The sequence below is a fragment of the Cupriavidus basilensis genome (genome assembly GCF_000832305.1).
In the GTDB taxonomy this organism is placed as follows: Bacteria; Pseudomonadota; Gammaproteobacteria; order Burkholderiales; family Burkholderiaceae; genus Cupriavidus; species Cupriavidus basilensis_F.
Genome location: NZ_CP010536.1, coordinates 3,146,329 through 3,170,949, shown reverse-complemented (window position 1 = coordinate 3,170,949; position 24,621 = coordinate 3,146,329). Strand labels below are relative to the sequence as shown.

Sequence of the window (24,621 nt, the reverse complement as noted above, 5' to 3'; positions counted from 1 at the left end):
ATCTTGTGTGTCATTGCGCACTTTTTTGGCATTTACCCCTGCCGCATTCAACGTTGCATCCGCGGGCCGCCTGCCTATACTGAAGCCGTCGGGCACACGGTTGCCCGGCAAGGTGGCGGACCTGGAATACCCGCTGACCTTCCTCGGCGCTTTGCTTTAAGTGCTGCTAGCCGCTGATATCGCGGCAGTCGGCGTCACTGCCAGCTTTCCTTCGGCTCTCCGGGTGGTCCGGAGGGACGTCCGCGTCATGGGCGGAATCATGGGAAACGCTGCTTGCAACGACTGTTGCCGCGATAGCGCCGGCGTTGACCTGGAAGGTCCGGACCGTCCGCAACCAGCCCGCCAGTTTCCTGGCGGGCTTCTCGTTTGCGGGGCTGGAGGTTCTGCTAACAGCGCCTCGCCATGCCGCTGCGTTTCCTTTGCGCGACATAAGTCACCCATGGATACCTTTGCTAACAGCCTGAAGCTCCGGGTCAGGCTATTCTCGCTCCTGAACAACACAGGCGAGCGAGAGAACAATATGCGAAAGATTCTGTTGTGCGCGGCGGCAGTAGCAGGCTTGGCGGGTGGGTTGGGCGTGGCGCCGGCGGCGCTGGCCCAGGTGTCAATCAATGTGGCGATTGGCGTTCCGCCGCCGGCCCCCGTCTATGAAGCTGTCCCGGTCGCGCGTCCCGGCTACGTCTGGGCTCCCGGCTACTGGGATTGGGACGATCGCGGCCATAAGCACAAGTGGAAAAAGGGCAAATGGGAGCGCGAGCGTGCTGGTTACGTGTACGAGGCGCCGCGCTGGGTGCAGGCCAGCGGTGGCTGGGTGCTGGTGCCCGAGCGCTGGGATGGGCGAGGCGACGGCGGGTACGGCAAGAAAGACAAGGGCTATCACTGTCCCCCGGGGCACGCCAAGAAAGGCGAGTGCTGAAGAGGGCGTGGCGCGTTTCTTGGGCGGTGAGGATTTTGATATACTCCGGCCTGCTCCGGGATCCGCGCCGTCAAGGCGCATTCACCGATCCGGGAGTGTCTAGCGTCTCGCCGTAGTTCAATGGATAGAACACGCGCCTCCTAAGCGTGAAATGCAGGTTCGATTCCTGCCGGCGGGACCACCCCACGGGTCTCAGCGATCCATCAAAAAAGCTCCCCCAGTTGAAATGCAGCGGCTTGCCGCCGCACGGCGGACGTCTCAATGCGTCCCCATCTTCGAAAACAGCTGAATCACCGCCACCCCCGCAATAATCAGCCCGATCCCCACCCAGGCCGCCAGATCCGGCACTTGCCGATACAGCACGCTGGCGATCAGCGTCACGAGCACGATCCCCGCGCCGCACCAGATCGCGTAGGCGATGCCTACGGGCACGGTCTTCATGACCTGCATCAGCAGGACGAAGGCGCTGGCATAGCCGGCCACGACCAGCACGCTTGGCCACAGGCGCGTGAAATTCTCGGCGGTCTTGAGGCTGCTGGTGGCAATGACTTCGGCCGCGATGGCGAGGGCCAGTAGTACATAGGCATTCATTGTTGGGTCCTTCACGTTGGCTGTCGCTGGGGCCACATTTTCCCATGGCTGCCCGGCGGGCCTTGCCAGGTGTACAGTGCAAAGCATGGTCGAGGCCGCTTTGCGGTCTGACGATCCCTCCTTTCGGGTGGTTGTCCCTTGCCGGGATGCCATCTTCAATCGAGGTAGAGCGCGTTGTTCAGGCGCCGGTAGTCCGGAGCATCGTTGTGGGGTGGTCGCGGTAGCCCCGACCAGCAGGCAGTTGTGATAAAGCCAGCGGCGGGTGAGTCAGGTTCGCAGGGGGAGCGCCATGAAAGGCGAGGATGAGGTTCAGACCGTGTGGCCGCAGGTGGATGGCCAGACGACGGGTCAGGGACTCTGGCAGAACACCATTGCCGCAGCGGATGTGGCACTGGAAGAGGCGTCGCGCATACAGCGAGGCGTGCAGCACAACCTGAAGCTCCAGCAGGAGGTGAGGGCGCTGCGCGAGGAGTTGCGCAAGGCGCATGGCGAGCTGGATCGCTACCGTGGCATGCACGCGCGCGTGGTGGTCGGCATGCGTCAGCTGGAGGAGGATAACGCTGGCGAGATCAGCCGACTGCGCGCCGAGAGCGAGATGCTGATGGTGCGCCACCGGGTCTACAAGCTGCTCGCCGAGCACTATGCGCTCACCGCGCTGCGCTTTGATCCCGCCACGTTTGCCGAGCATCGCGACCGGGTGCTGCAGCACATCCTGTTCCAGCGGCGCAAGGGCGCATCGGTCTCCGGGATCGGCGCCGCGGATATCGCTTTCCTGCTGCTATAAGCGCGCGCCTAACCGGCCTTGGCGGCGGTGCGTGGGCGCAGGACCATCAGCGCCAGCATGCCGCCCACCACGCCCCAGAAGGCCGACCCGACGCCGGCCAGCGTCATGCCTGAGGCGGTGATCATGAACGTCAGCAGGGCAGATTCGCGCTCGGCCGGTGTTTGCATGGCCGTGGTCAGGCCGCTGGCGATCGAGCCGAGCAAGGCAAACGCGGCCACCGCCACGACCAGCGCTTTGGGGAACGCCGCGAACAGCGCGGCGATGCTGGCTGCCAGCACCCCCGCAACCAGATAACCAATGCCGCAAACCACCGCTGCCGTATAGCGCCGGTTGCGGTCGGGATCCGCTTGCGCGCCGGTGCAGATGGCCGCGGTAATGGCCGCCAGGTTGATGCCGTGCGAGCCAAACGGGGCGAGCAGGGCGGAGGCGATGCCGGTGACGGTGATCAGCGGCGAGGCCTGTACGTGATAGCCGTCGGCGCGCAGCACTGCCAGCCCGGGAATATTCTGTGATGCAAGCGCCACGATGAACAGCGGTACCGCGATGCTGACGAAGGCTTGCAGCGAGAACGCTGGCGTGGTCCACACCGGCTTGGCCAGCGCGAAATGGAACGATTCGAAATGTAGCTGGCCAAGCGCGCCGGCCAGCGCCACGCCCGCCAGCAGCACGCCCGGCACTGCATAGCGTGGCCAGAAGCGCTTGCCCAGCAGGTACAGCGCGAACATCACCAGCAGCAGCAGCAGGGTCTGATGCTGGGCTTGCACGAACACGTCGACGCTGATGCGGAACAGGATGCCGGCCAGCAGCGCTGAGGCAATGCTGGCCGGCAGCGCGCGCATCAGTTTGTCGAACCAGCCGGTCATGCCGGCGGCGGCCATCAGCACCGCCGCCATGACGAAGGCGCCGATGGCCTGCGCGTAGGGCACGCCGGGAAGGCTGGCGATCAGCAGGGCGGCGCCAGGGGTGGACCAGGCAACGACGATGGGCGCGCGCGTCAGCAGGGACAGCCCGATGGTAGTCACGCCCATGCCGATGGACAACGCCCAGATCCACGAGGCGACTTGCGCGTCCGACAAGTGGGCGGCCTGGCCGGCCTGGATCATCAGCACCAGCGAACTGGTGTAGCCGGTCAGCATGGCGATCAGCCCGGCGACCAGGGCGGAGACGGAGAGATCGGTCAGCTTCAGGGGCGTGGTGGATATAGGGCTGGGCATGGGGCACGACACGGGGCAGGACACGGGGCGGCACTCGACGCAACGCGTGCGTAAAAAGCGGCTGGGCCGCCATCTTCGCACGAGTTGCGCCACCCGGGACGCGCGCTCAGTCGGCGACCTTGTCGCTAGGGAACTTGAAGGAATCGCGCAGCAGGTAGCTCATCGGGATGTCGAGGTTGACCCCATGGGGCGGGATCGGCGACTGGAACCATTTCTTGTAGAGCTTCTGGGTATCGAGCGAATAGATGGAGGCGATCAGGGCCTTGTCCACCAGCCGCTTGAACTCGGCGTCCTGTTTCGACAGCATGATGGCGTAGGGCTCGATCGTCAGCAGTTCGTCGGTGACGGTGTAGCGGGCCGGGTCGCGCGCATTGGCGCGCAGGCCGTAGAGCAGCACGTCGTCCATCACGAAGGCGTCGGCCTTGCCTTGCTCGACCATGGCGAAGGCCTCGGCGTGGTCCTTGGCTTGCACCACGTGGATCTGCATGGCGCCCGAGCCGTTGATCTGGCGCACCACCGCGAGCGACGTGGTGCCCACCGTGGAGACGACTGTCTTGCCGCGCAGGTCGCCCAGCTTGCGGATGCCGGAGTCGGCCTTGACCAGCATGCGGCTGCCGGCGATGTAGTGCGGAATGGTGAAAGCAACCTGCTCGCGCCGCTCGCGGTTGTTGGTGGTGGAGCCGCATTCGAGATCGGCCTTGCCGTCGACGATGGTGGCGATGCGGCTGGCCGGCGTGACAGGAACGAATTCCACTTTGAGGCCGGGCAGCCGGAGTGCGCCGCGCAGCGCGTCGGCCACCCGCAGGCACAGGTCGATGGCATAGCCGTAGGGCTTGCCGTCGGCCACGAAGGAGAACGGCACCGAGCTCTCGCGGTGGGCGATACGCAGCACGCCGGTCTGTTCGATGCGCTGCAGCACCGGCGTGCCGCCGGACTGCGCGGCGGCGGGCATGGCGCCGGTGGCGAGCGAAAGCGAAAGCAGGGTCGATAGCACAAGCAGCGGCGCAAAGCGCTGCGCACACGGATGGATCATGGAATTCCCCGTACAAAGAAGAAGGCATCAAGCGGAATTGGCGTTGGGTCGCCTCTCACCGGTTCGGACCGGTTCTTGTATTGCTGCCGTTGTGCTGCGGCCTGCCGGCCGCCGGCCATTGTTCCACGGGGGAAAGCGGCCCGGCAATCGTCACGGCGGGGGGTGTTGCGCGGCGCGCAACAGGCGCGAGGCAGACGTGCAAGAGGCGCGCAGCAAGGGGCGTTGACGGGACTTTCCCTTACGGACTTGTACGACTAGAGCCAGTCCGGGGCGCTTGCTATGCTCCTTTCCGTGCCTTGCGAGCAGGGCACCGAGGAGAGACTCTTGGGCCCGCGCGAGCGCGGGCCCTTCTTTTTGGCCGGCCGCAGGCCAGGGGTTTGCGCCGCCTGCGGCGAGGGCGGGCGCCGGTGGTCTACAATGCCGGCTACCTGGCACCCCGCCGCCCGGTGGCTGTCCGACGCCGGCGCGCGGCCGCGGGTTCAAGGCGCTTGAACTGCCCCCTTGAACTGCCCCTTTTCGGTGCCTCCTTTTCGCTGTCTCCTTTCGTATTGCTCCCATGGCCCTGTTTTCGATTTCCGACGCCCAGCTTGCCTTCGGGCATGTGGCCTTGCTCGACCATGCCGACTTCTCCCTGGAAGCCGGCGAGCGCGTCGGCCTGATTGGCCGCAACGGCACCGGCAAGTCGTCGCTGCTCAAGATCGTGGCCGGCCTGTCCGCGCCGGACGATGGCCTGATCGCGCGCCAGAGCGGCGTGACCTCGGCTTATGTGCCGCAAGAGCCGCAGTTCGAGGCGGGTGTGACCGTGTTCGACGCCGTGTCGCAGGGCCTGGGCAAGATCCACGACCTGCTGGTTGCCTATGAAGCGGCGCTGGCGGGGCTGGACGACAACCATGACGAGGATTCGCTGGCCGAGCTGCACCGCCTGCAGTCGGAAGTCGACGCCGCCGGTGCCTGGGGTTTGCGCACGCGGGTCGAAACCACGCTGGCGCAACTCAGCCTGAGCGCCGATGTGCGCGTGGATGCGCTATCTGGCGGCATGCAAAAGCGCGTGGCGCTGGCACAGGCCCTGGTGGCCGAACCCGACATCCTGCTGCTGGACGAACCGACCAACCACCTGGACGTGGAAGCGATCCGCTGGCTGGAAGACCTGCTGCTGGCCTTCCGCGGCAGCGTGCTGCTGATCACCCACGATCGCGCCTTCCTGGACCGGGTGGCCACCCGCATCATCGAACTCGACCGTGGCCGGCTGATTTCCTTTCCTGGCAACTTCGCCGCCTATCAGGCGCGCAAGGCAGAGCTGCTGGCCGCCGAACAGGTCGAGCAGGCCAAGTTCGACAAGCTGCTGGCGCAGGAGGAAGTCTGGATCCGCAAGGGCGTGGAAGCGCGCCGCACGCGTAGCGTGGCGCGTATCCAGCGCCTGGAGACGATGCGAACGGACCGCGCGGCCCGCCGCGACGTGCAGGGCAACGTCAAGCTGGAAGTGTCGCAAGGCGAGCGCTCCGGCAAGATCGTTTCCGAGTTGACGGATGTCAGCAAAGCCTTTGGCAACAAGATGGTGGTGCGCGACTTCACCGGCACCATCATGCGCGGCGACAAGGTCGGCCTGATCGGCGCCAACGGCGCGGGCAAGACCACGCTGCTGCGCCTGATCCTGGGCGAGCTGGCGCCGGATGCCGGTACGGTCAAGAACGGCAGCAACATGCAGGTGGCGTATTTCGACCAGATGCGCACGCAGCTGGACCTGGAGCGCTCGCTGGCCGATACCATCAGCCCTGGCAGCGACTGGGTCGAGATCAACGGCCAGCGCAAGCACGTCATGAGCTACCTCAGCGATTTCCTCTTCGCGCCGGAACGCGCGCGCTCGCCGGTCAAGTCGTTGTCCGGCGGCGAGCGCAACCGCCTGCTGCTGGCGCGCCTGTTCGCGCGCCCGGCCAATGTACTGGTGCTGGACGAGCCGACCAACGACCTCGACATCGACACGCTGGAACTGCTTGAAGAACTGCTGCAGGACTACAGCGGCACCGTGTTCCTGGTGTCCCACGACCGGGCCTTCCTGGACAACGTGGTGACTTCCACCATCGCCGCCGAAGGCGACGGGCGCTGGCGCGAGTACGTGGGCGGCTACTCTGACTGGCAGGTCCAGTCGGCGCGCAGCGCGGCCATGCAGGACGCGCGCGGTGGCGAGGGCAAGGCCGCTGCGGAAAGCACGAAGCCGCGCGAAATCCGTGCGGCCAACCGCCTGGTCAAGCTGTCGTACAAGGAACAGCGCGAACTGGACACGCTGCCGGAGCGTATCGCTTCGCTGGAAAACGAGCAGAAGGCCGTTGGCGCACAGCTCGCGGACGGCTCGCTGTATGTGAGCGACGCGGGCAAGGCTGCGCAACTGGCGGCCCGCCACGATGAGATCGACCTGGAGCTGCTGGAGGCGCTGGAGCGCTGGGAAGTGCTGGAAGCCAAGACCAAGGCCGAGGCGCAGTAAGGCCGCTGCGGCTGTGCCCCGGCGGGGAGCCGCAGCCGTCGTCATTGCCGACGGCTTTCGCGCACCCTCACCCGCACCAGGCGAGCACCATGTTCGTCAGGTCCACCATGAAAGCCGGCCGCAGGTAGGCCATGAAGGCCAGCGCCAGCACCCCGGCCAGCGCCGTGAAGCCTGCTGCCCGAAGCGCAAGGCCGGCGGGGCGTGCCGTGATCATGCCGCGGCCCCTTGTGGCCGCGCGATCGCGTGCTCGCGGATCGGCAGGTTGACCAGGGCGGCTACTACGCCCAGCCCGATCGCGATCATCCAGACCGTGTTGTAGGTGCCGGTGCGGTCATACAGGAAGCCACCCAGCCACGCACCGAGGAAGCTGCCGATCTGGTGCGAGAAAAACACCACGCCAGACAGCATCGACAGGTACTGCACGCCAAACACCTGCGCGATGATGCCGTTGGTCAGCGGCACCGTGGACAGCCACAGGAAACCCATCATCGCGGCGAACACCCAGGTGCTGGTGGCCGTGAGCGGCAGCAGCAGGTAGCCGGCAATCACCACGGACCGGGTGATGTAGATCAGCGAAAGCAAGGAGCGCTTGGGCACACGCTGCCCCAGCGCGCCGGCGCTATAGGTCCCGAACACATTGAACAGCCCGATCAGCGCCAGTGCCACGGTCGCGATCTTCGGGTCGGTCAGGCCCCGGTCCTTGAGATAGGGCGCCAGATGCACGCCGATGAACACCACCTGGAAGCCGCAGACGAAGTAGCCCAGCGTGAGCAACTGGAAGTTGCGGTTGCCGAACGCTTCGCGCACGGCCTGGCCGATGGTCTGCTGGAAGCCGGGCGTGTGCGTCGCGCCCTGCGGCTCGCGCAGGCTGAAGGCCAGCGGCAGCATCAGGCAAGCCAGCACCGCCAGGATGAACAACGCGTTCTGCCAGCCGGCAGTCGAGATCAGCGTCTGCTCCACCGGGATCATCAGGAACTGCCCGAACGAGCCCGCGGCCGCCGCGATGCCCATGGCCCACACGCGCTTCTCGGGGCTGGCCACGCGGCCAATCACGCCGTACACCACGCTGTAGGTGGTGCCGGACTGCGCAATGCCGATCAGGATGCCGGCGCCAGAGGCGAAGGCGGTGCCGGAGGTGGCCATGGCCATCACGACCAGGCCCGCCACGTACAGCGCAATGCCGGCCAGCATGATGCGGAAGCCGCCGAACTTGTCGGCCAGCGCGCCCGTGAACGGCTGGGTCACGCCCCACATCAGGTTTTGCAGCGCCAGCGCGAAGGCAAAGGTCTCGCGGCTCCAGCCGTGGGTCTGCGTGATCGGCAGGTTGAACAGACCGAAGCCGTGCCGGATGCCCATCGACAAGGTGACGAGCAGGCCACCGCAAATCAATACGGTTGTGAGGGAGAGTGGTTTTCTTGGTGTGGGTGGAATCGTGTTCTGCATGGCGTCCTGCATCCTGGCTGGATGTGCGTAGTGCTGTTTTAGTTTTGTCGGCGCGGTCTGGAGCCGCCTTGGCCACGCCGGTGCGAGCGAGTGTACCCCGCATCCCGGGAGGACGTCGGACGTCACTCCGGCGCCGCTCGCGACACCGGATGTGCCGGATCGCGCACGGCAGTTGCTGGTGACGATTGGCATCAAGACGGCTACCCGCTTCCATTACAATGCAGGCTGCCCGGCCCCCCTGGCTGGCGTGCGGCAACCGCGCCCCCGCCAAGGCTGGCCGAGAATCCCACTAAGCAAGCGACTCCATGGCGAGCAAAATCAGTCAGTACAGCGAATCCTCCATCCGGGTCCTGAAGGGCCTGGAGCCGGTCAAGCAACGACCCGGCATGTACACCCGTACCGACAATCCCCTGCACATCGTGCAGGAGGTGATCGACAATGCCTCCGACGAGGCCCTGGGCGGCCACGGTTCCGAGATCATGGTCACCCTGCACCGCGACGACAGCATCAGCGTCGAGGACGATGGCCGCGGCATCCCGGTCGGCATCCATCCCGAAGAGCAGGTCCCGGTGGTGGAAATCGTATTCACGCGCCTGCACGCGGGCGGCAAGTTCGACAAGGGCAAGGGCGGTGCCTATGCCTTCTCGGGCGGGCTGCACGGCGTGGGCGTCTCCGTCACCAATGCGCTGTCGACGCGTCTCGACGTGACCGTATGGCGTGACAGCAACTGCTCCACGCTGACCTTCTCCGGCGGTGACGTCACCGTGCCGCTGGCCACGCGCAAGCTCGAGCGCGGCGAGAAGAAGAGCGGCACGCGGGTGCAGGTCTGGCCCGATGCGAAATATTTCGATTCGGCCGCGATCCCGATGGCCGAGCTGCAGCGCCTGCTGCGCAGCAAGGCGGTGCTGCTGCCGGGCGTCAAGGTCACGCTGCTGCAGGAGAAAAATGGCGAGCGCCAGACCTGGCAGTACGAGCAGGGCCTCAAGGGCTACCTGGTGGAAGCGCTGGCGCAAGGCAGCGGCGCCGAGCTGGTGGTGCCGATGTTCGAAGGCGAGCATTTCGCCGACCCGGACGCCAACCCGGCGGAAGATGGCTTCGCCGAGGGTGAGGGCGCTTCCTGGGTGGTGGCGTGGACCGAGGATGGCGCGCCGGTGCGCGAGTCCTACGTCAACCTGATCCCCACGCCGGCTGGCGGCACGCACGAGTCCGGCCTGCGCGAAGGCCTGTTCCAGGCGGTCAAGAGCTTTATCGAGATGCACGCGCTGCAGCCCAAGGGCGTGAAGCTGATGAGCGAAGACGTGTTCGCCCGTGCCTCGTTCGTACTGTCCGCCAAGGTGCTGGACCCGCAGTTCCAGGGCCAGATCAAGGAGCGCCTGAACAGCCGCGACGCGGTGAAGCTGGTGTCCACCTTCAGCCGCCCCGCGCTGGAGCTGTGGCTCAACCATCACGTCGAGTACGGCAAGAAGCTGGCCGAGCTGGTGATCCGCCAGGCGCAGGCGCGCACGCGCGCGGCGCAAAAGGTGGAAAAGAAGAAGGGTTCCGGCGTGGCCGTGCTGCCCGGCAAGCTGACCGACTGCGAATCCACCGACGTCACCCGCAACGAACTCTTCCTGGTCGAGGGCGACTCCGCCGGCGGCTCGGCCAAGATGGGGCGCGACAAGGAGTTCCAGGCCATCCTGCCGTTGCGCGGCAAGGTGCTCAACACCTGGGAGACCGAGCGCGACCGCCTGTTCGCCAATAACGAGGTGCACGACATCGCGGTGGCGATCGGCGTGGACCCGCACGGTCCCAACGATGAGCCCGACCTGTCCAACCTGCGCTACGGAAAGATCTGTATCTTGTCCGACGCTGACGTGGACGGTGCGCACATCCAGGTGCTATTACTGACCTTGTTCTTCAAGCATTTCCCCAGGCTGATCGACAACGGCAACGTGTGCGTGGCCCGCCCGCCGCTTTACCGGGTGGATGCGCCGGCACGCGGCAAGAAGCCGGCCCAGAAGCTCTATGCGCTGGACGACGGCGAACTGGTGGCCATCCAGGACAAGCTGATGAAGGATGGCATCAAGGAAGGCGGCTGGCAGATCTCGCGCTTCAAGGGCCTGGGCGAGATGAACGCCGAGCAGCTGTGGGAAACCACCATGAATCCCGACACGCGCCGCCTGTTGCCGGTGGCGCTTGGCCATTTCGACCTGCCGCAGACCGTGGGCGTGATGAATATGCTGATGGGCAAGGGCGAGGCCGCGCAGCGGCGCACCTGGCTCGAGGAGCGCGGCAACGAGGTGATCGCCGATATCTAGGCGGCACGAATCGAACCGTTCGATACCCGCATGACGCAAGGAGTCCCGATGGCTAAGACCAGACCTGGCAGCACCCGCTCGCGGCAATGGATTGCCGCCGGCATGCTGCTGGCCGGCCTGGCCGGCCTGGGCTTCATGCCAGCGGCCCACGCTGCGTTGTATGGCTATATCGACGACGACGGCGTGGCGCATTTCTCCGACGAGAAGCTGGACGAGCGCTACACGCTGTTCATGAAGAACGGCGGCGAGCTCAAGAGCCCGCTGCCCTACCGCGCCGGAGCCGGTGCCGGCAGCCAGATCGACCTGGAGACGCACAAGCTTTACCGCTATGTCGTCAACCATCCCAATATCGCCACGGTCGAACCCATGATCCGCCAGATCGCGGCGGCGCAGAATGTCGACCCGGCGCTGGTCAAGGCAGTCATGGCGGTAGAGTCCGGCTTCAACGCAGGCGCGGTCTCGCCCAAGGGCGCGATCGGGCTGATGCAGGTGATTCCCGACACCGGCGCGCGCTTTGGCGTGAGCGCCGATGCCCGGCGCACGGTCGAGCAGAAACTGGCCGACCCGCGCACCAATATCTCGGCCGGCGTGCGCTATCTGCGCTGGCTGATGGGGCTGTTCCCCAACGACCTCGAGCTGGTGCTGGCCGCGTACAACGCGGGTGAGGGCGCGGTGCAGCGCTACAACAACAAGATTCCGCCTTTCCCCGAGACCCAGCAATATGTCAGCACGGTGCTGCAGTTCTATCGCTTCTACCGTCCGGGCGGCGCGCCCGCGGGCTTGGGTGGGGCGGGAGTCAATCGCGTCAAGATGGTGATCGGCGGCCGCCGCAACATGCCTTGATCCCGTCCCGAACCATACGACGAACCGCATAACGAACAACATGCAACCGGCGCACCGGCCAACGATGCGGTGCGCCGTCTTCTTGCCAATCCATGGAACAACAAGACATTCCGCTTGACCCAGGTTCGCCCGACAACGGAGCGGACTCGCTGACCCTGGCGCACTATGCCGAGCGCGCCTATCTCGACTACGCCATCAGCGTGGTCAAAGGCCGCGCGCTGCCGGAAGTGGCAGATGGCCAGAAGCCGGTGCAGCGCCGCATCCTGTACGCCATGCACGAGATGGGGCTGCGCTCCGACGCCAAGCCGGTCAAGTCGGCGCGCGTGGTCGGCGACGTGCTGGGTAAATTCCACCCGCACGGCGACCAGTCCGCCTATGACGCGCTGGTGCGCCTGGCGCAGGACTTCTCGCTGCGCTACCCGCTGATCGACGGCCAGGGCAACTTCGGCTCGCGCGACGGTGACGGCGCAGCGGCCATGCGCTACACCGAAGCCCGGCTCACGCCGATCGCGCGCCTGCTGCTCGACGAGATCGACCAGGGCACGGTGGATTTCATCCCCAACTACGACGGCTCGATGGAAGAGCCCAGGCTGATGCCGGCGCGCCTGCCCTTTGTGCTGCTCAACGGCGCATCGGGCATTGCCGTGGGCATGGCCACCGAGGTGCCGCCGCACAACCTGCGCGAAGTGGCGGCAGCCACCGTGGCGATGATCCGCAACCCCAACATCACGCTGGCCGAGCTGCTGGCGCTGATGCCGGGTCCGGACTATCCGGGCGGCGGCCAGATCATTTCGCCTGCGGCCGACATTGCGCAGATCTACGAAAACGGCCGCGGCAGCCTGAAGGTGCGCGCGCGCTGGATCATCGAGGAAATGGCGCGCGGCCAGTGGCAACTGGTGGTGACCGAGCTGCCGCCGAGCACCTCGTCGCAGAAGGTGCTCGAAGAGATCGAGGAAATCACCAACCCGAAAGTTCGCGCGGGCAAGAAGTCGCTGACGCCCGAGCAGTTGCAGCTCAAGCAAGGCATGCTGGCGGTGCTCGACGCGGTGCGCGACGAGTCCGGCAAGAACGCGCCGGTGCGGCTGGTGTTCGAGCCCAAGAGCAAGAACATCGAGCAGCAGGAGTTCATCCAGACGCTGCTGGCGCACACCAGCCTGGAGTCAGGCGCCTCGATCAACCTGGTGATGATCGGCACCGATGGCCGCCCGCGCCAGAAGGGCCTGGCCGACATCCTGCGCGAGTGGATCGCCTTTCGCTTCGCCACCGTCACCCGCCGCACGCGCCATCGCCTGGGCAAGGTCGAAGACCGCATCCACATCCTCGAAGGCCGGATGCTGGTGCTGCTCAATATCGACGAGGTGATCCGCATCATCCGCGAGAGCGATGAGCCCAAGCCGGCGCTGATGCAGGCCTTCGGCCTGTCGGACCGCCAGGCCGAGGACATCCTGGAAATCCGCCTGCGTCAATTGGCCAGGCTGGAAGCGCTGCGCATCGAGCAGGAGTTGAAGAGCCTGCGCGACGAGCAGGCCGAGCTGGACGTGCTGCTCAAGTCCGAGACCATGATGCGCCGGCGCATCATCAAGGAAATCGAGACCGACGCCAAGCAATACAGCCCGGAAGACAAGGATCCGCGCCGCACGCTGATCCAGGAAGAGCGCCGCGCCAACGCCGAGGTGCGCGTGGTCGACGAACCCGTCACCGTGGTGGTCTCGCAAAAGGGCTGGGTGCGCACGCGCCAGGGCCACGGCCATGACGCGCAGCAGTTCACCTTCAAGGCGGGCGATGCGCTCTACGGCACCTTCGAGTGCCGCAGCGTGGACGTGATGCTGGTCTTCGGCACCAATGGCCGCGCCTATACGGTGCCGGTGGCCGGCTTGCCGGGCGGGCGCGGCGACGGTGTGCCCGTGACCACGCTGATCGAGCTGCAGCCCGGCAGCCAGATCGCCCACACCTTTGCCGGCAGCGTCGACCAGCGCCTGCTGATTGCCACGCGCGGCGGCAATGGCTTCCAGACCAAGGTCGGCGACATGGTCAGCCGGCAGAAGGGCGGCCGCGCCTACCTGACGCTGGACGAGGGCGATGCGCCGCTGTTGCCCGCGCCGATTGGCGAGGAAGCCACGCACGTGGCCTGCCTGTCGGCCAACGGCCGCATGCTGCTGGTTGCGCTCGACGAGATCAAGTCGCTCTCGGCCGGCGGCCGCGGCGTGATCCTGATGGAGCTGGAACCCAAGGAGACGCTGCAGCAGGCGATTGCCGTCGGCGCCCCTGGACTGGTCGTGTCCGGTGCCGGGCGCGGCGGCAAGCCGAGCTCGCAGAAGCTCTACGGCCAGCTGCTGCTGCCCTATGTGGGCAAGCGCGCCCGCAAGGGCCGCGCGCTGGATCTCAAGCTCAAGGAGCCCAGCATCGAGCCGGTACGGATCGTGCCGCCGGCGAGCGGCAACTAAGCCGCGTCCACCCGAACTGGCCCTGCGCGACAATGCGCGGGGCCTTTTTCTTTCCCGTGCATGCCGGACCGCTCCGGCGGCCATGCCTCTCCCGTTACAAGCGATGCCAGTTACTCCCTCTCCCGCCGGCGACGATCCGATGGTAGCGCTAGCACCCCCGCCCACGCCGCGGCGCCTGTTCATCGAATTTGCCCGCATGGGGCTGTCCGGCTTTGGCGGCGTGCTGCCCTTCGTGCGGCGCGCCGTGGTCGAGCGCAACCGCTGGCTGGGCGACCGCGATTTTGTCGAACTGCTCAGCCTCGGGCAGGTGCTGCCCGGCCCCAACGTGATCAACCTCGCACTGATGCTGGGCTTGCGCTTTGCCGGGCTGCGCGGCGCGCTGGCGGCCTTTGCGGGGCTGGTGATGGTGCCGATGGTGGGCGTGCTGGCGCTGATGCTGCTGTACGAGCATTACCGCGACGTGGCGGCGGTGCAGCGCATGCTCACTGGCATGACGGCGGTGTCGGCCGGGCTGGTGTTGTCGACCGGCTTCAAGCTCGCACAGAGCCAGCCGCGCACCGTGCGCGGGCTGATGATCGGCGGTGCCGCGTTTGTCGCCATCGGGCTGTTGCGCTGGCCGCTGGTGCCGGTGATGGCGGTGCTGGTGCCGATGGGCCTGGTGCTGGAGTGGCGCAGTGAGCAGCTAGCGCGGCGCGCGCAGGCGGCGGCTATCGAGGCGTCGTCCACGCCGCCCGTGCCGCCCGTGTCACCTGTACCCGGGGAGCCACGGCAATGAGTTCACCGAACGTGCTTTCCAGCCTGCTCACGCATTTCCTGACGCTGTCGTTCCTCGCCATCGGCGGGGCCAGTACCACGATCCCTGACATGCATCGCTTCCTGGTGGAGTCGAACGCCTGGATGAGCGACGCGCAGTTCTCCGCCATGTACGCCATCTCGCAGGCCGCGCCTGGGCCGAACATCTTGTTCGTTGCCTTGTTTGGCTGGCAGGTGGCGGGCCTGGCCGGCGCCATCGTTGGCATGATCGGCATCTGCGGGCCGTCCAGCGTGATCGCGCTGGGCTTCGAGTATTTCGCCGGCCGCTCGCCGCAAGCGAGGTGGCCCGGCCTGATCCGGCGCGGCCTTGCCACGCTGACCATCGGGCTGCTGTTTTCCACCGGCTGGATCCTTGCCGCGAGCGTGGATCACCGCTGGACCGCCGTGGCGGTGACCGTGGTCACCATCGTGCTGATGCTGAAGACGAAGGTGCATCCGCTGGTGCTGGTGGCATTGGGGGCCGGGGCGGGGTTGATGGGGTTGGTTTGAGCCGGATAGGCGATGGCGTGGGTGGATGATGCTGTGTAGGCCGTTGGGGGGCTTCAGCTGCAATTTCAGCTGCAACTGCTTAACTGCTACTTCAAGGTCAAAAGCTGAAAGTCAACGGCAGTTTCACCTCCCCTGCGGGGAGGCGACCCACTTTCTTGTCTCGCCAAGAAAGTGGGCAAAGAAGCGACCCGGATGGGGCGAAAGACTCCTCGTCGGAAGACAAAAAGAGCGGCCGGGGGCCAAACTCGCATCGCCTTAAGGCGATACTCAAACATGGCCCCCTCGTTTCCGCTCCTTTTGCCTTCCGCCGAGGCGCCCCATAACGGGAGATGAAAACCCAGACGGCTCGCTGCGCATCGCGGGCAGGTGATTTCCGCCTGGGGGCGCAAATCACGGCTACACCGAATGGTGATCCGAGGACATCGCTCTCGCGCCGGTTCGGCCGTGTTTCCCGCCCCCAGGCGGGAAACACCCGTGCGCGATGCGAAGCGAGCCGTGAAGGTGTGCCAAGGCCGTATGGGGCGCCTCGGGATTTCACCAAAAGAGCGGAGAAGAGGGACCCATGTCTGAGTATCGCCTTAAGGCGATGCGAGTTTGGGTCCCGGCCGCTCTTTTGGTGAAATCCCGAGGGGGTGTCGCCCCATCCGGCGCGCCTTTTTTGCCTACTTTTTTGGCAAGACAAAAAAGTAGGTCGCCGCCCCGCAGGGGTGGTGAAACTGCCTTTGACTTTCAGCTTTTGACCTTGAGGTGGCAGTTAAGCAACTGAAGTTGCAGTTACACCCACCCCCAAAAAAACCAAACCCCGTTGGGGGGCGTATCAATCAAATCACCCCCCCCCCCCCCCCCCCCCCCCCCCCACACACATCATCAAACCTCTACTCCACCCCCACAAACCCCCCAGTCTGATGCGCCCACAACCGCGCATAAAGCCCCCCACGCGCGAGCAGTTCCGCATGCGTCCCGCTCTCGGCAATCCGCCCATCCTCCAGCACCACCAGCCGGTCCATGCGCGCGATGGTGGACAGGCGGTGCGCGATGGCGATCACGGTCTTGCCCTGCATCAGCGTCTCCAGGTTCTCCTGGATGGCCGCTTCCACTTCGGAGTCCAGCGCCGAGGTGGCTTCGTCCAGGATCAGGATCGGTGCGTTCTTCAGCAGCACGCGTGCCACGGCAATGCGCTGGCGCTGGCCGCCCGACAGCTTCACGCCACGCTCGCCCACCTGCGCATCCAGCCCCGTAGCGCCATGCGCATCGCGCAGGCGTGGAATGAACTCGCCGGCATGGGCGTCGTTGGCCGTGGTGAGCAGCTCGGCCTCGCTGGCGCCGGGGCGGCCGTAGCGCAGATTGTCGCGGATCGAGCGGTGCAGCAGCGACGTATCCTGCGTCACCATGCCGATCTGCGCACGCAGGCTTTCCTGCGTGACGCCGGCGATGTCCTGGCCGTCGATCAGGATGCGTCCTTGCTCCACGTCGTACAGCCGCAGCAGCAGGTTGACCAGCGTCGACTTGCCGGCGCCGGAGGGGCCGACCAGGCCGATCTTCTCGCCCGGGCGCACCACCAGGTCGATGTTCTCGATCACGCCAGAGCCCTTGCCGTAGTGAAAGCCCACGCCTTCGAAGCGCACCTCGCCGCGCGTGATGCGCAGTGCTTGCGCGTTGTCGCGATCGCCGACCGTGCGCGGCACGGCGATGGTCTGCAGGCCATCCTGTACCTGGCCGATGTTCTCGAAGATGCCGCTGATCACCCACATGATCCAGCCCGACATGCTGACGATGCGGATCACCAGCCCGCTCGACAGCGCAATCGCGCCGACGCTGACATGGCCCTGGCTCCATAGCCACAGCGCCAGTCCCGTGGTACCGGCGATCAGCAGGCCATTGAGTGAGGTCACGGTGAAATCCATGGCGCTGACCATGCGCCCGGACAGGCGTGCCTTGTCGGTCAGGTCGGCCATGGCTTCGCGCGCGTAGTCCTCTTCATGGCGCGTGTGGGCGAACAGCTTGAGCGTGGTGATGTTGGTATAGCCGTCGACGATGCGCCCCATCAGCCGCGAGCGCGCGCCGGTGGCGGCAACCGAGCGCGCCTTCACGCGTGGCGTGAAGTACAGCATGGCGGCCACGTAGCATGCGATCCACGCCACGAGGGGAATCATCAGGCGCCAGTCGGCTTGCGCGAACAGGTAGAGGGAGCTGGCCGCGTAGATCAGCACATGCCAGATGGCATCCACGGCCTGCACCGCTGAATCGCGCAGCGAGAAGCCGGTCTGCATGATGCGCTGCGCGATGCGCCCGGCAAAATCGTTCTGAAAAAACGACAGGCTCTGCTTGAGGACGTAGCGGTGGTTCTGCCAGCGCACCAGGTTGCCCAGGCTCGGGTTGATGACCTGGTGCACGAGGATGTCGTGCAGGCCGTTGAAGAACGGACGCAGCAGCAGCGCCACCACCGCCATCCACACGAGCTCGCCGCGGTGGCGCGCGAAGAACTCGGCGGGCGGTGTTGCTTGCGCCAGGTCGACCAGGCGGCCGAGAAAGCCGAACAGCGAGACTTCGATCAGCGCGCCAGCCAGCCCCACGCCCAGCAGCAGCGCAAAGACCGGCCACACCTCCCGCAGGAAATAGGCGTAGAAGCGCCAGATCTGGCCGGGTGGCTGGGTGTCGGGGAGGGCGCGGAACGGGTCAATCAACCGTTCCAGGAAACGCATCAGCATGGGAATCCAGGAGTGTTCCGCGGCGAGCGCCTCGTCCGGGGCGCAGGCGTACTCGCAAGGGCCGTATCGATGCTATGGGCGTGCGGCGGATCAGGAACATCATACCGCGCTTGCGCATCGCCGATGTCCGTACCCGCGGGAGGGTCGTCCATGTCGCGGTGCTTGAGTGCGCGCTCGGAACGGCGTGCACTTTCCGTCGCCTTCATCATTTAAGCAATCGTAAGCGCACTTTTTTGTCCATGCCTGCGGCTTATCCTCGGGAATACCCCAATTTATCCAAACTTGTCTATACAACACTATACATACCTAGCATGGCTGAACAGACCGGTTCGAGCCGGCCTTATTGACCCAAGGAGTTCCCGTGAGCAACACCGACCGCTTTCGCGATGTAGAGATCCGTGCCCCGCGCGGCAACCAACTGAACGCCAAGAGCTGGCAGACCGAAGCGCCGCTGCGCATGTTGATGAACAACCTTGACCCGGAAGTGGCGGAGAACCCTAAGGAGCTGGTGGTGTACGGCGGCATCGGCCGCGCCGCGCGCAACTGGGCGTGCTACGACAAGATCGTCGAGACGCTCAAGACGCTGAACGACGATGAGACCCTGCTGGTGCAGTCCGGCAAGCCGGTCGGCGTGTTCAAGACCCATGGCAACGCGCCGCGCGTGCTGATCGCCAATTCCAACCTGGTGCCGCACTGGGCCACGTGGGAACACTTCAACGAGCTCGACGCCAAGGGCCTGGCCATGTACGGCCAGATGACCGCCGGCAGCTGGATCTATATCGGCAGCCAGGGCATCGTGCAGGGCACCTACGAGACCTTCGTGGAAGCCGGGCGCCAGCACTACAACGGCAACCTCAAGGGCCGCTGGGTGCTGACCGCCGGGCTGGGCGGCATGGGCGGCGCGCAGCCGCTGGCCGCCACGCTGGCCGGCGCCTGCTCGCTGAACATCGAGTGCCAGCAGGCCAGCATCGATTTCCGCCTGCGCACCCGCTATGTCGACGAACAGGCCACCGACCTCGATGACGCGCTGGCGCGCATCGCCAGGTACACCGCCGAAGGCCGCGCCGTTTCCATCGCGCTGTGCGCCAACGCCGCCGAAGTGCTGCCCGAACTGGTGCGCCGCGGCGTGCGCCCCGACATGGTCACCGACCAGACCAGCGCGCACGATCCGCTCAACGGCTATCTCCCGGTGGGCTGGACCTGGGGCCAGTACCGCGACCGCGCGCAGACCGAGCCGGCTCGTGTGGTCAAGGCCGCCAAGCAATCGATGGCGCTGCATGTGCAGGCCATGCTGGACTTCCAGAAGCTGGGCGTGCCCACGTTCGACTACGGCAACAACATCCGCCAGATGGCCAAGGAAGAGGGCGTGGCGAATGCCTTCGATTTCCCCGGCTTCGTGCCGGCCTACATCCGCCCGCTGTTCTGCCGCGGTGTCGGCCCGTTCCGCTGGGCCGCGCTGTCCGGCGACCCGCAGGACATCTACAAGACCGACGCCAAGGTCAAGGAGCTGATCCCCGACGATGCGCACCTGCACCGCTGGCTGGACATGGCGCGCGAGCGCATCAGCTTCCAGGGCCTGCCGGCGCGCATCTGCTGGGTTGGCCTTGGCCTGCGCGCCAAGCTTGGCCTGGCGTTCAACGAGATGGTGCGCAGCGGCGAATTGTCGGCACCGGTGGTGATCGGCCGCGACCACCTCGACTCCGGCTCGGTCGCCAGCCCCAACCGTGAAACGGAAAGCATGCAGGACGGCTCCGACGCCGTGTCCGACTGGCCGCTGCTCAATGCGCTGCTCAATACCGCCAGCGGCGCGACCTGGGTCTCGCTGCATCACGGCGGCGGCGTGGGCATGGGCTTCTCGCAGCATTCGGGCGTGGTGATCGTGTGCGACGGCACCGACGAGGCGGCCGCGCGCATCGCCCGCGTGCTGCACAACGATCCCGCTACCGGCGTGATGCGCCATGCGGATGCCGGCTACGACATCGCCATCGACTGTGCACGAGAGCAGGGCCTGAACCTGCCGATGCTCAACAGCAAGAAGGAAGCCTGAACATGAACGCGCTGAACCTCAAACCTGGTCAACTGACCCTGGCGCAGCTGCGCCAGGCCTATCTGCAGCCGCTGCGCGTGAGCCTGGATGGCGGGGCCGCCGAGGCCATCGCCGCCAGCGTGGCCTGCGTCGAGAACATCGTTGCCGAAGGCCGGACCGCCTACGGCATCAACACCGGCTTCGGCCTGCTGGCGCAGACCCGCATCGCCCGCGAGGATCTGGAGAACCTGCAGCGCTCGCTGGTGCTGTCGCATGCCGCCGGTGTGGGCGAACCGCTGGACGACGCCATGGTCCGGCTGATCATGCTGCTGAAGATCAATAGCCTGGCGCGCGGCTTTTCCGGCATCCGCCGCAAGGTGATCGATGCGCTGATCGCCCTGGTCAATGCCGAGGTCTATCCGCATATCCCGCTCAAGGGCTCGGTGGGCGCCTCTGGCGACCTGGCGCCGCTGGCGCATATGTCGCTGGTGCTGCTGGGCGAAAGCCGTGCCCGCTACCAGGGCGAATGGCTGCCGGCGCGCCAGGCGCTGGCCCGCGCCGGCCTGGAGCCGCTGACCCTGGCCGCCAAGGAAGGCCTGGCCCTGCTCAACGGCACCCAGGTATCCACCGCATACGCGCTGCGCGGCCTGTTCGAGGCCGAGGATCTGTTTGCCGCGGCCACGGTATGCGGCAGTCTCAGCGTCGAGGCCATGCTCGGCTCGCGCGCGCCTTTCGACGCGCGCATTCATGCGGTGCGCGGCCAGCGCGGCCAGATCGACGCGGCCGCAACCTATCGTGGCCTGCTGACCGATACCAGCGAGCTGGCGCGTTCGCATGCGCAGTGCGACAAGGTGCAGGATCCCTACTCGCTGCGCTGCCAGCCGCAGGTGATGGGTGCCTGCCTGACGCAATTGCGGCAGGCCGCCGAGGTCCTGGAAGTGGAGGCCAACGCGGTCTCGGACAACCCCTTGGTGTTTGCCGCCGAAGGCGACGTGATCTCTGGCGGCAATTTCCATGCCGAACCGGTGGCGATGGCCGCCGACAACCTGGCGCTGGCCATCGCCGAGATCGGCTCGCTGTCCGAGCGCCGCATCTCGCTGATGATGGACCGCCATATGTCGCAGCTGCCGCCTTTCCTGGTGGCGAACGGCGGCGTCAATTCGGGCTTCATGATCGCCCAGGTCACCGCCGCCGCGCTGGCCAGCGACAACAAGGCGCTGGCCCATCCGCACAGCGTCGACAGCCTGCCGACCTCGGCCAACCAGGAGGACCACGTGTCGATGGCGCCGAATGCCGGCAAGCGCCTGTGGGCGATGGCCGAGAACGTGCGCGGCATCCTTGCCGTGGAGTGGCTGGGCGCCTGCCAGGGCCTGGACTTCCGCGAAGGCCTGAAGAGCTCGCCCAAGCTGGAACAGGCACGCAGCCTGCTGCGCGCCGAAGTGCCCTACTACGAGAAGGACCGCTTCTTCGCGCCGGATATCGAGACGGCGAGCCGGTTGCTGGCGGCCGGCACCCTGAATGCGCTGCTGCCGGCGCGGCTGTTGCCCAGCCTCTGAGGCTTGGGCATGACGCCCGGGACGGGATGCCTGCCACGCAGCAGCCCGCGCCCGGGCGCGACAAAAATAAAGATTCGGAGACAAATCAATGCAAGAGCAGTCGCAAGGCCTGCAGCGTGGCCTCAGCGCCCGTCATATCCGCTTCATGGCGCTCGGATCGGCCATCGGCACGGGACTTTTCTACGGCTCGGCCTCCGCCATCCAAACCGCGGGACCGGCGGTGCTGCTGGCCTACGTGATCGGTGGCGCCGCGGTCTACATGGTGATGCGCGCGCTGGGCGAGATGGCGGTGCGCAATCCGGTGGCGGGTTCGTTCGGTCAGTACGCCAGCACCGGCCTGGGACCGCTGGCGGGCTTCCTGCTTGGCTGGACCTATGCCTTCGAGATGATCGTCGTTTGCCTGGCGGACGTGACCGCCTTCGGCATTTACATGGGCTTCTGGTTCCCGGACGTGCCGCGCTGGATCTGGGTGCTCGGCATCGTGTTCCTGATCGGCGGGCTCAACCTGCTCAGCGTCAAGGTGTTCGGTGAGCTGGAGTTCTGGCTTTCGCTGCTGAAGGTTGGCGCCATCGTCGCGATGATCGGCGGCGGCGTTGCCATCATGCTGTTCGGTTTCGGCATGGCCGACGGCGGCGTTGCCACCGGCATCCACAACCTCTGGACCCACGGCGGCTTCATGCCCAACGGCATTGCTGGCGTGATCGCCTCGTTCGCCGTGGTGATGTTCGCCTTTGGCGGCATTGAGATCATCGGCATCACGGCCGGCGAGGCGCGCGACCCGCAGCGCGTGATTCCCCGTGCGATCAACGCGGTGCCCCTGCGCATCCTGCTGTTCTATGTGCTGACGCTGGCGGTGTTGATGTCTCTCTATCCATGGCACCGCATCGGTAGCGAGGGCAGCCCCTTTGTGCAGATCTTCAGCCGGCTGGGCATTGGCTCGGCCGCCGCGGTGCTCAATATCGTGGTCATCTCCGCCGCGGTATCCGCCATCAACAGCGACATCTTCGGCGCCGGCCGCATGCTGTATGGCATGGCGGTGCAACGGCAGGCGCCACGCATCTTCGCCAGCGTATCGCGCAAGGGCGTGCCCTGGATGACGGTGGTGGTGATGGCTTTCGCGCTGCTGGCCGGCGTGGTGCTCAACTACGTGATGCCCGAGGACGTGTTCACGCTGATCGCTTCCATCGCCACCTTTGCCACGGTCTGGGTGTGGCTGATGATCTTGCTGTCGCAGGTCGCCTTGCGCAGGCGCATGAGCCGCGCCGAGGTGGCGGCGCTGAAGTTCCCCGTGCCGTTCTGGCCGGTAGCGCCGCTCGCGGCCACCGCCTTCATGCTGTTCATCTTCGGCGTGCTTGGCTGGTTCCCGCAGACCCGCGCAGCGCTGCTGGTGGGCGCGGTGTGGCTGCTGCTGCTGGTGGTGGCGTGGTGGTGCTGGGGGCGGCCGCGGGGCCAGGAGGGTGCGCCGGCTTCCTCCTTTGCGGCGGACTGATGCATGCGCGGACCATGCGTCGGCATGGCCCGCGTTGCCTGGCATCTTTCCAGCCGGGTGCCAGGGTGACCGGTAGCGCGCGCCAGCTGCGCGCGCTGCCGTAGTGGCGCGAAGCCCCCCTCTGGCTCGCGCTCGCCGCCCGCTTGCGGGCGGCCAGGATTATCTTGCTTCGGAGTTACATCTTGTCCATCGACTACACCATTCCCGGCGTAGCGGCCCCGCATGCCGCTACGGCCCGGCCGCTGTCCCGGTTCAAGTCCATCGCTGCCATCACCGTTGGCAATGGCCTGGAGTTCTACGACTTCGTGGTCTACAGCTTCTTCGCCACGCTGATCGGCCGCCTGTATTTCCCGGTTTCCGATCCCACGGGGCAGTTGCTGTTGTCCTTCGCCACTTTTGGCGTGGGTTTCCTGATGCGCCCGCTGGGCGGCCTGCTGATCGGCATGTATGCCGACCGTGTCGGGCGCAAGCCGGCGGTGGCGCTGACGCTCTGGCTGATGGGCCTGAGCTCGGTGATCTTCGTGGTCACGCCGACGTATGCGCAGATCGGCATGCTCGCGCCGATCATGATCCTGCTCGCGCGCCTGGTGCAAGGCTTTGCCATCGGCGGGGAGATGGGTGCCTCCACGGCACTGCTGCTGGAATATGCAGATGACCGCTCGCGCGGTTTCTATACCGGCTGGCAGCCGTTCAGCCAGGGCCTGGCGGCGCTGTTCGGCGCGCTGGTCGGCCTGCTGCTCAGCAATGTGCTGGAGCAGCAGGCGCTGGAGGCATGGGGCTGGCGCCTGGCCTTCGTGATCGGCATCCTGGTGATCCCGGTGGGCCTGGTGATTCGCCGCCGCCTGGAAGAGACGGCGCCGGCCGCCGGCGAGCCGGAGCGCGGCTCCACGCTGCAGTTGCTGCGTGAGCACGGGCGTGCGCTGGTGGCCAGCATCCTGCTGATGATCGGCGTGGCTTCATCGACCTATATCGTGGTGTACTACCTGAGCAACTATGCCGTTAGCCAGCTGCATATGCCGCTGTCGCTGGGCATCTGGGCCGCTTGCGTGGCCGCTGCCGTGCAGGTCGTGCTGTCGCCGTTGGCGGGCTGGCTGAGCGACCGGGTGGGGCGGCGCCCGGTGGTGCTGTGGTCGCGCGTGGCCTTGCTGCTGATGATCTATCCCGCTTTCGTGCTGATCAACGCCGAGCCCAGCCTGACGCGCCTGCTGCTGGTGGTGGGCTGCCTATCGGTGCCGATGTCGATGACTTCGCCCGCGTCGATGGTGCTGGTCAGCGAGGTGCTGCCACAGCGCATGCGCGCCACCGGCCTGTCGATTGCCTACTGCGTGGCGATTGCCATCTTCGGTGGTTTCGCGCAGTTCTTCTCGACCGAGCTGATCCATCTCACCGCCAATCCCAACGCGCCCGCGTTCTACGTGATCGGCTGCGGCCTGGTCTCGCTGATCGGCCTGGCGATGGTGCCGGAAACCCTGGGCCGCCGCCTGTCATGAGCGAAA

At 66.2% G+C, this 24,621-nt stretch carries 18 protein-coding genes and 1 tRNA gene; 13 read left to right on the top strand and 6 right to left on the bottom strand.

The features are described from left to right. The first annotated feature begins 520 nt into the window (after positions 1–520). Both RR42_RS14715 and RR42_RS14710 read left to right on the top strand, forming a co-directional pair. Positions 521–916 carry a YXWGXW repeat-containing protein gene (locus tag RR42_RS14715; RefSeq protein WP_043348155.1) on the top strand — a complete coding sequence of 132 codons (396 nt, stop codon included), beginning with the start codon at positions 521–523 and terminating at the stop codon, positions 914–916. Positions 917–1,022: 106 nt separating this feature from the next. Next, positions 1,023–1,097, top strand: a tRNA-Arg gene (locus tag RR42_RS14710). Positions 1,098–1,174: 77 nt separating this feature from the next. Here the strand turns inward: RR42_RS14710 and RR42_RS14705 are convergent. Continuing rightward, complete coding sequence (locus tag RR42_RS14705) at positions 1,175–1,507, bottom strand: DMT family transporter (RefSeq protein ID WP_043348149.1); 333 nt, start codon at positions 1,505–1,507, stop codon at positions 1,175–1,177. 289 nt (positions 1,508–1,796) lie between these two features. Between RR42_RS14705 and RR42_RS14700 the strand changes: the two genes are divergently transcribed. Continuing rightward, complete coding sequence (locus RR42_RS14700; RefSeq protein WP_052494635.1) at positions 1,797–2,291, top strand: hypothetical protein; 495 nt, start codon at positions 1,797–1,799, stop codon at positions 2,289–2,291. An 8-nt stretch (positions 2,292–2,299) separates the two neighbouring features. On the opposite strand, the gene RR42_RS14695 is transcribed toward RR42_RS14700, so the two are convergent. Both RR42_RS14695 and RR42_RS14690 read right to left on the bottom strand, forming a co-directional pair. After that, positions 2,300–3,505 carry a benzoate/H(+) symporter BenE family transporter gene (locus tag RR42_RS14695; RefSeq protein ID WP_173430685.1) on the bottom strand — a complete coding sequence of 402 codons (1,206 nt, stop codon included), beginning with the start codon at positions 3,503–3,505 and terminating at the stop codon, positions 2,300–2,302. Between the two features lie 106 nt (positions 3,506–3,611). Next, positions 3,612–4,538, bottom strand: a complete 927-nt coding sequence (locus RR42_RS14690) for an amino acid ABC transporter substrate-binding protein (RefSeq protein WP_043348144.1) — start codon at positions 4,536–4,538, stop codon at positions 3,612–3,614. 556 nt (positions 4,539–5,094) lie between these two features. On the opposite strand from RR42_RS14690, the gene RR42_RS14685 reads away from it, so the two are divergent. Next, entirely contained in the window at positions 5,095–7,017 is a 1,923-nt protein-coding gene (locus RR42_RS14685) for an ATP-binding cassette domain-containing protein (protein WP_043348140.1), read from the top strand. Positions 7,018–7,084: 67 nt separating this feature from the next. Here the strand turns inward: RR42_RS14685 and RR42_RS40730 are convergent, their stop codons facing one another. Further along, positions 7,085–7,231: a hypothetical protein gene (locus tag RR42_RS40730; protein ID WP_173430684.1), complete on the bottom strand. Its 147-nt coding sequence runs from the start codon at positions 7,229–7,231 to the stop codon at positions 7,085–7,087. Next, a complete protein-coding gene (locus RR42_RS14680) occupies positions 7,228–8,460 on the bottom strand; it encodes an MFS transporter (RefSeq protein ID WP_043352133.1) in 1,233 nt (410 codons plus the stop codon). The genes RR42_RS40730 and RR42_RS14680 overlap by 4 nt, the downstream gene beginning before the upstream one ends. Before the next feature lie 305 nt (positions 8,461–8,765). Here RR42_RS14680 and RR42_RS14675 point away from each other — a divergent pair, with 305 nt between their 5' ends. From RR42_RS14675 to RR42_RS14655, 5 genes are all read left to right on the top strand, one after another. Next, positions 8,766–10,757, top strand: a complete 1,992-nt coding sequence (locus tag RR42_RS14675; RefSeq protein WP_043348136.1) for a DNA topoisomerase IV subunit B — start codon at positions 8,766–8,768, stop codon at positions 10,755–10,757. Positions 10,758–10,805: 48 nt separating this feature from the next. After that, positions 10,806–11,600, top strand: a complete 795-nt coding sequence (locus RR42_RS14670; protein WP_419188864.1) for a lytic transglycosylase domain-containing protein — start codon at positions 10,806–10,808, stop codon at positions 11,598–11,600. Positions 11,601–11,692: 92 nt separating this feature from the next. Further along, positions 11,693–14,044: a DNA topoisomerase IV subunit A gene (gene parC / locus RR42_RS14665; RefSeq protein WP_043348134.1), complete on the top strand. Its 2,352-nt coding sequence runs from the start codon at positions 11,693–11,695 to the stop codon at positions 14,042–14,044. Positions 14,045–14,147: 103 nt separating this feature from the next. After that, on the top strand, positions 14,148–14,819 hold the full coding sequence (locus RR42_RS14660; RefSeq protein WP_236701915.1) for a chromate transporter: 672 nt from the start codon (positions 14,148–14,150) through the stop codon (positions 14,817–14,819). After that, positions 14,816–15,346, top strand: coding sequence for a chromate transporter (locus RR42_RS14655; protein ID WP_043348132.1), 531 nt, complete (start codon positions 14,816–14,818; stop codon positions 15,344–15,346). Before RR42_RS14660 ends, RR42_RS14655 begins: the two co-directional genes overlap by 4 nt. A gap of 875 nt (positions 15,347–16,221) precedes the next feature. On the opposite strand, the gene RR42_RS14650 is transcribed toward RR42_RS14655, so the two are convergent. Further along, on the bottom strand, positions 16,222–18,054 hold the full coding sequence (locus RR42_RS14650) for an ABC transporter ATP-binding protein (RefSeq protein ID WP_043348130.1): 1,833 nt from the start codon (positions 18,052–18,054) through the stop codon (positions 16,222–16,224). A gap of 361 nt (positions 18,055–18,415) precedes the next feature. Between RR42_RS14650 and hutU the strand changes: the two genes are divergently transcribed. From hutU to RR42_RS14630, 4 genes are all read left to right on the top strand, one after another. Then, a complete protein-coding gene (gene hutU / locus RR42_RS14645) occupies positions 18,416–20,101 on the top strand; it encodes a urocanate hydratase (protein WP_043348126.1) in 1,686 nt (561 codons plus the stop codon). Between the two features lie 2 nt (positions 20,102–20,103). Beyond that, complete coding sequence (gene hutH / locus RR42_RS14640; protein WP_043348124.1) at positions 20,104–21,636, top strand: histidine ammonia-lyase; 1,533 nt, start codon at positions 20,104–20,106, stop codon at positions 21,634–21,636. Between the two features lie 88 nt (positions 21,637–21,724). Beyond that, complete coding sequence (locus RR42_RS14635) at positions 21,725–23,125, top strand: amino acid permease (RefSeq protein WP_043348121.1); 1,401 nt, start codon at positions 21,725–21,727, stop codon at positions 23,123–23,125. Between the two features lie 182 nt (positions 23,126–23,307). Next, positions 23,308–24,615: an MFS transporter gene (locus RR42_RS14630; RefSeq protein ID WP_043348119.1), complete on the top strand. Its 1,308-nt coding sequence runs from the start codon at positions 23,308–23,310 to the stop codon at positions 24,613–24,615. The last annotated feature ends 6 nt before the right edge of the window (positions 24,616–24,621 follow it).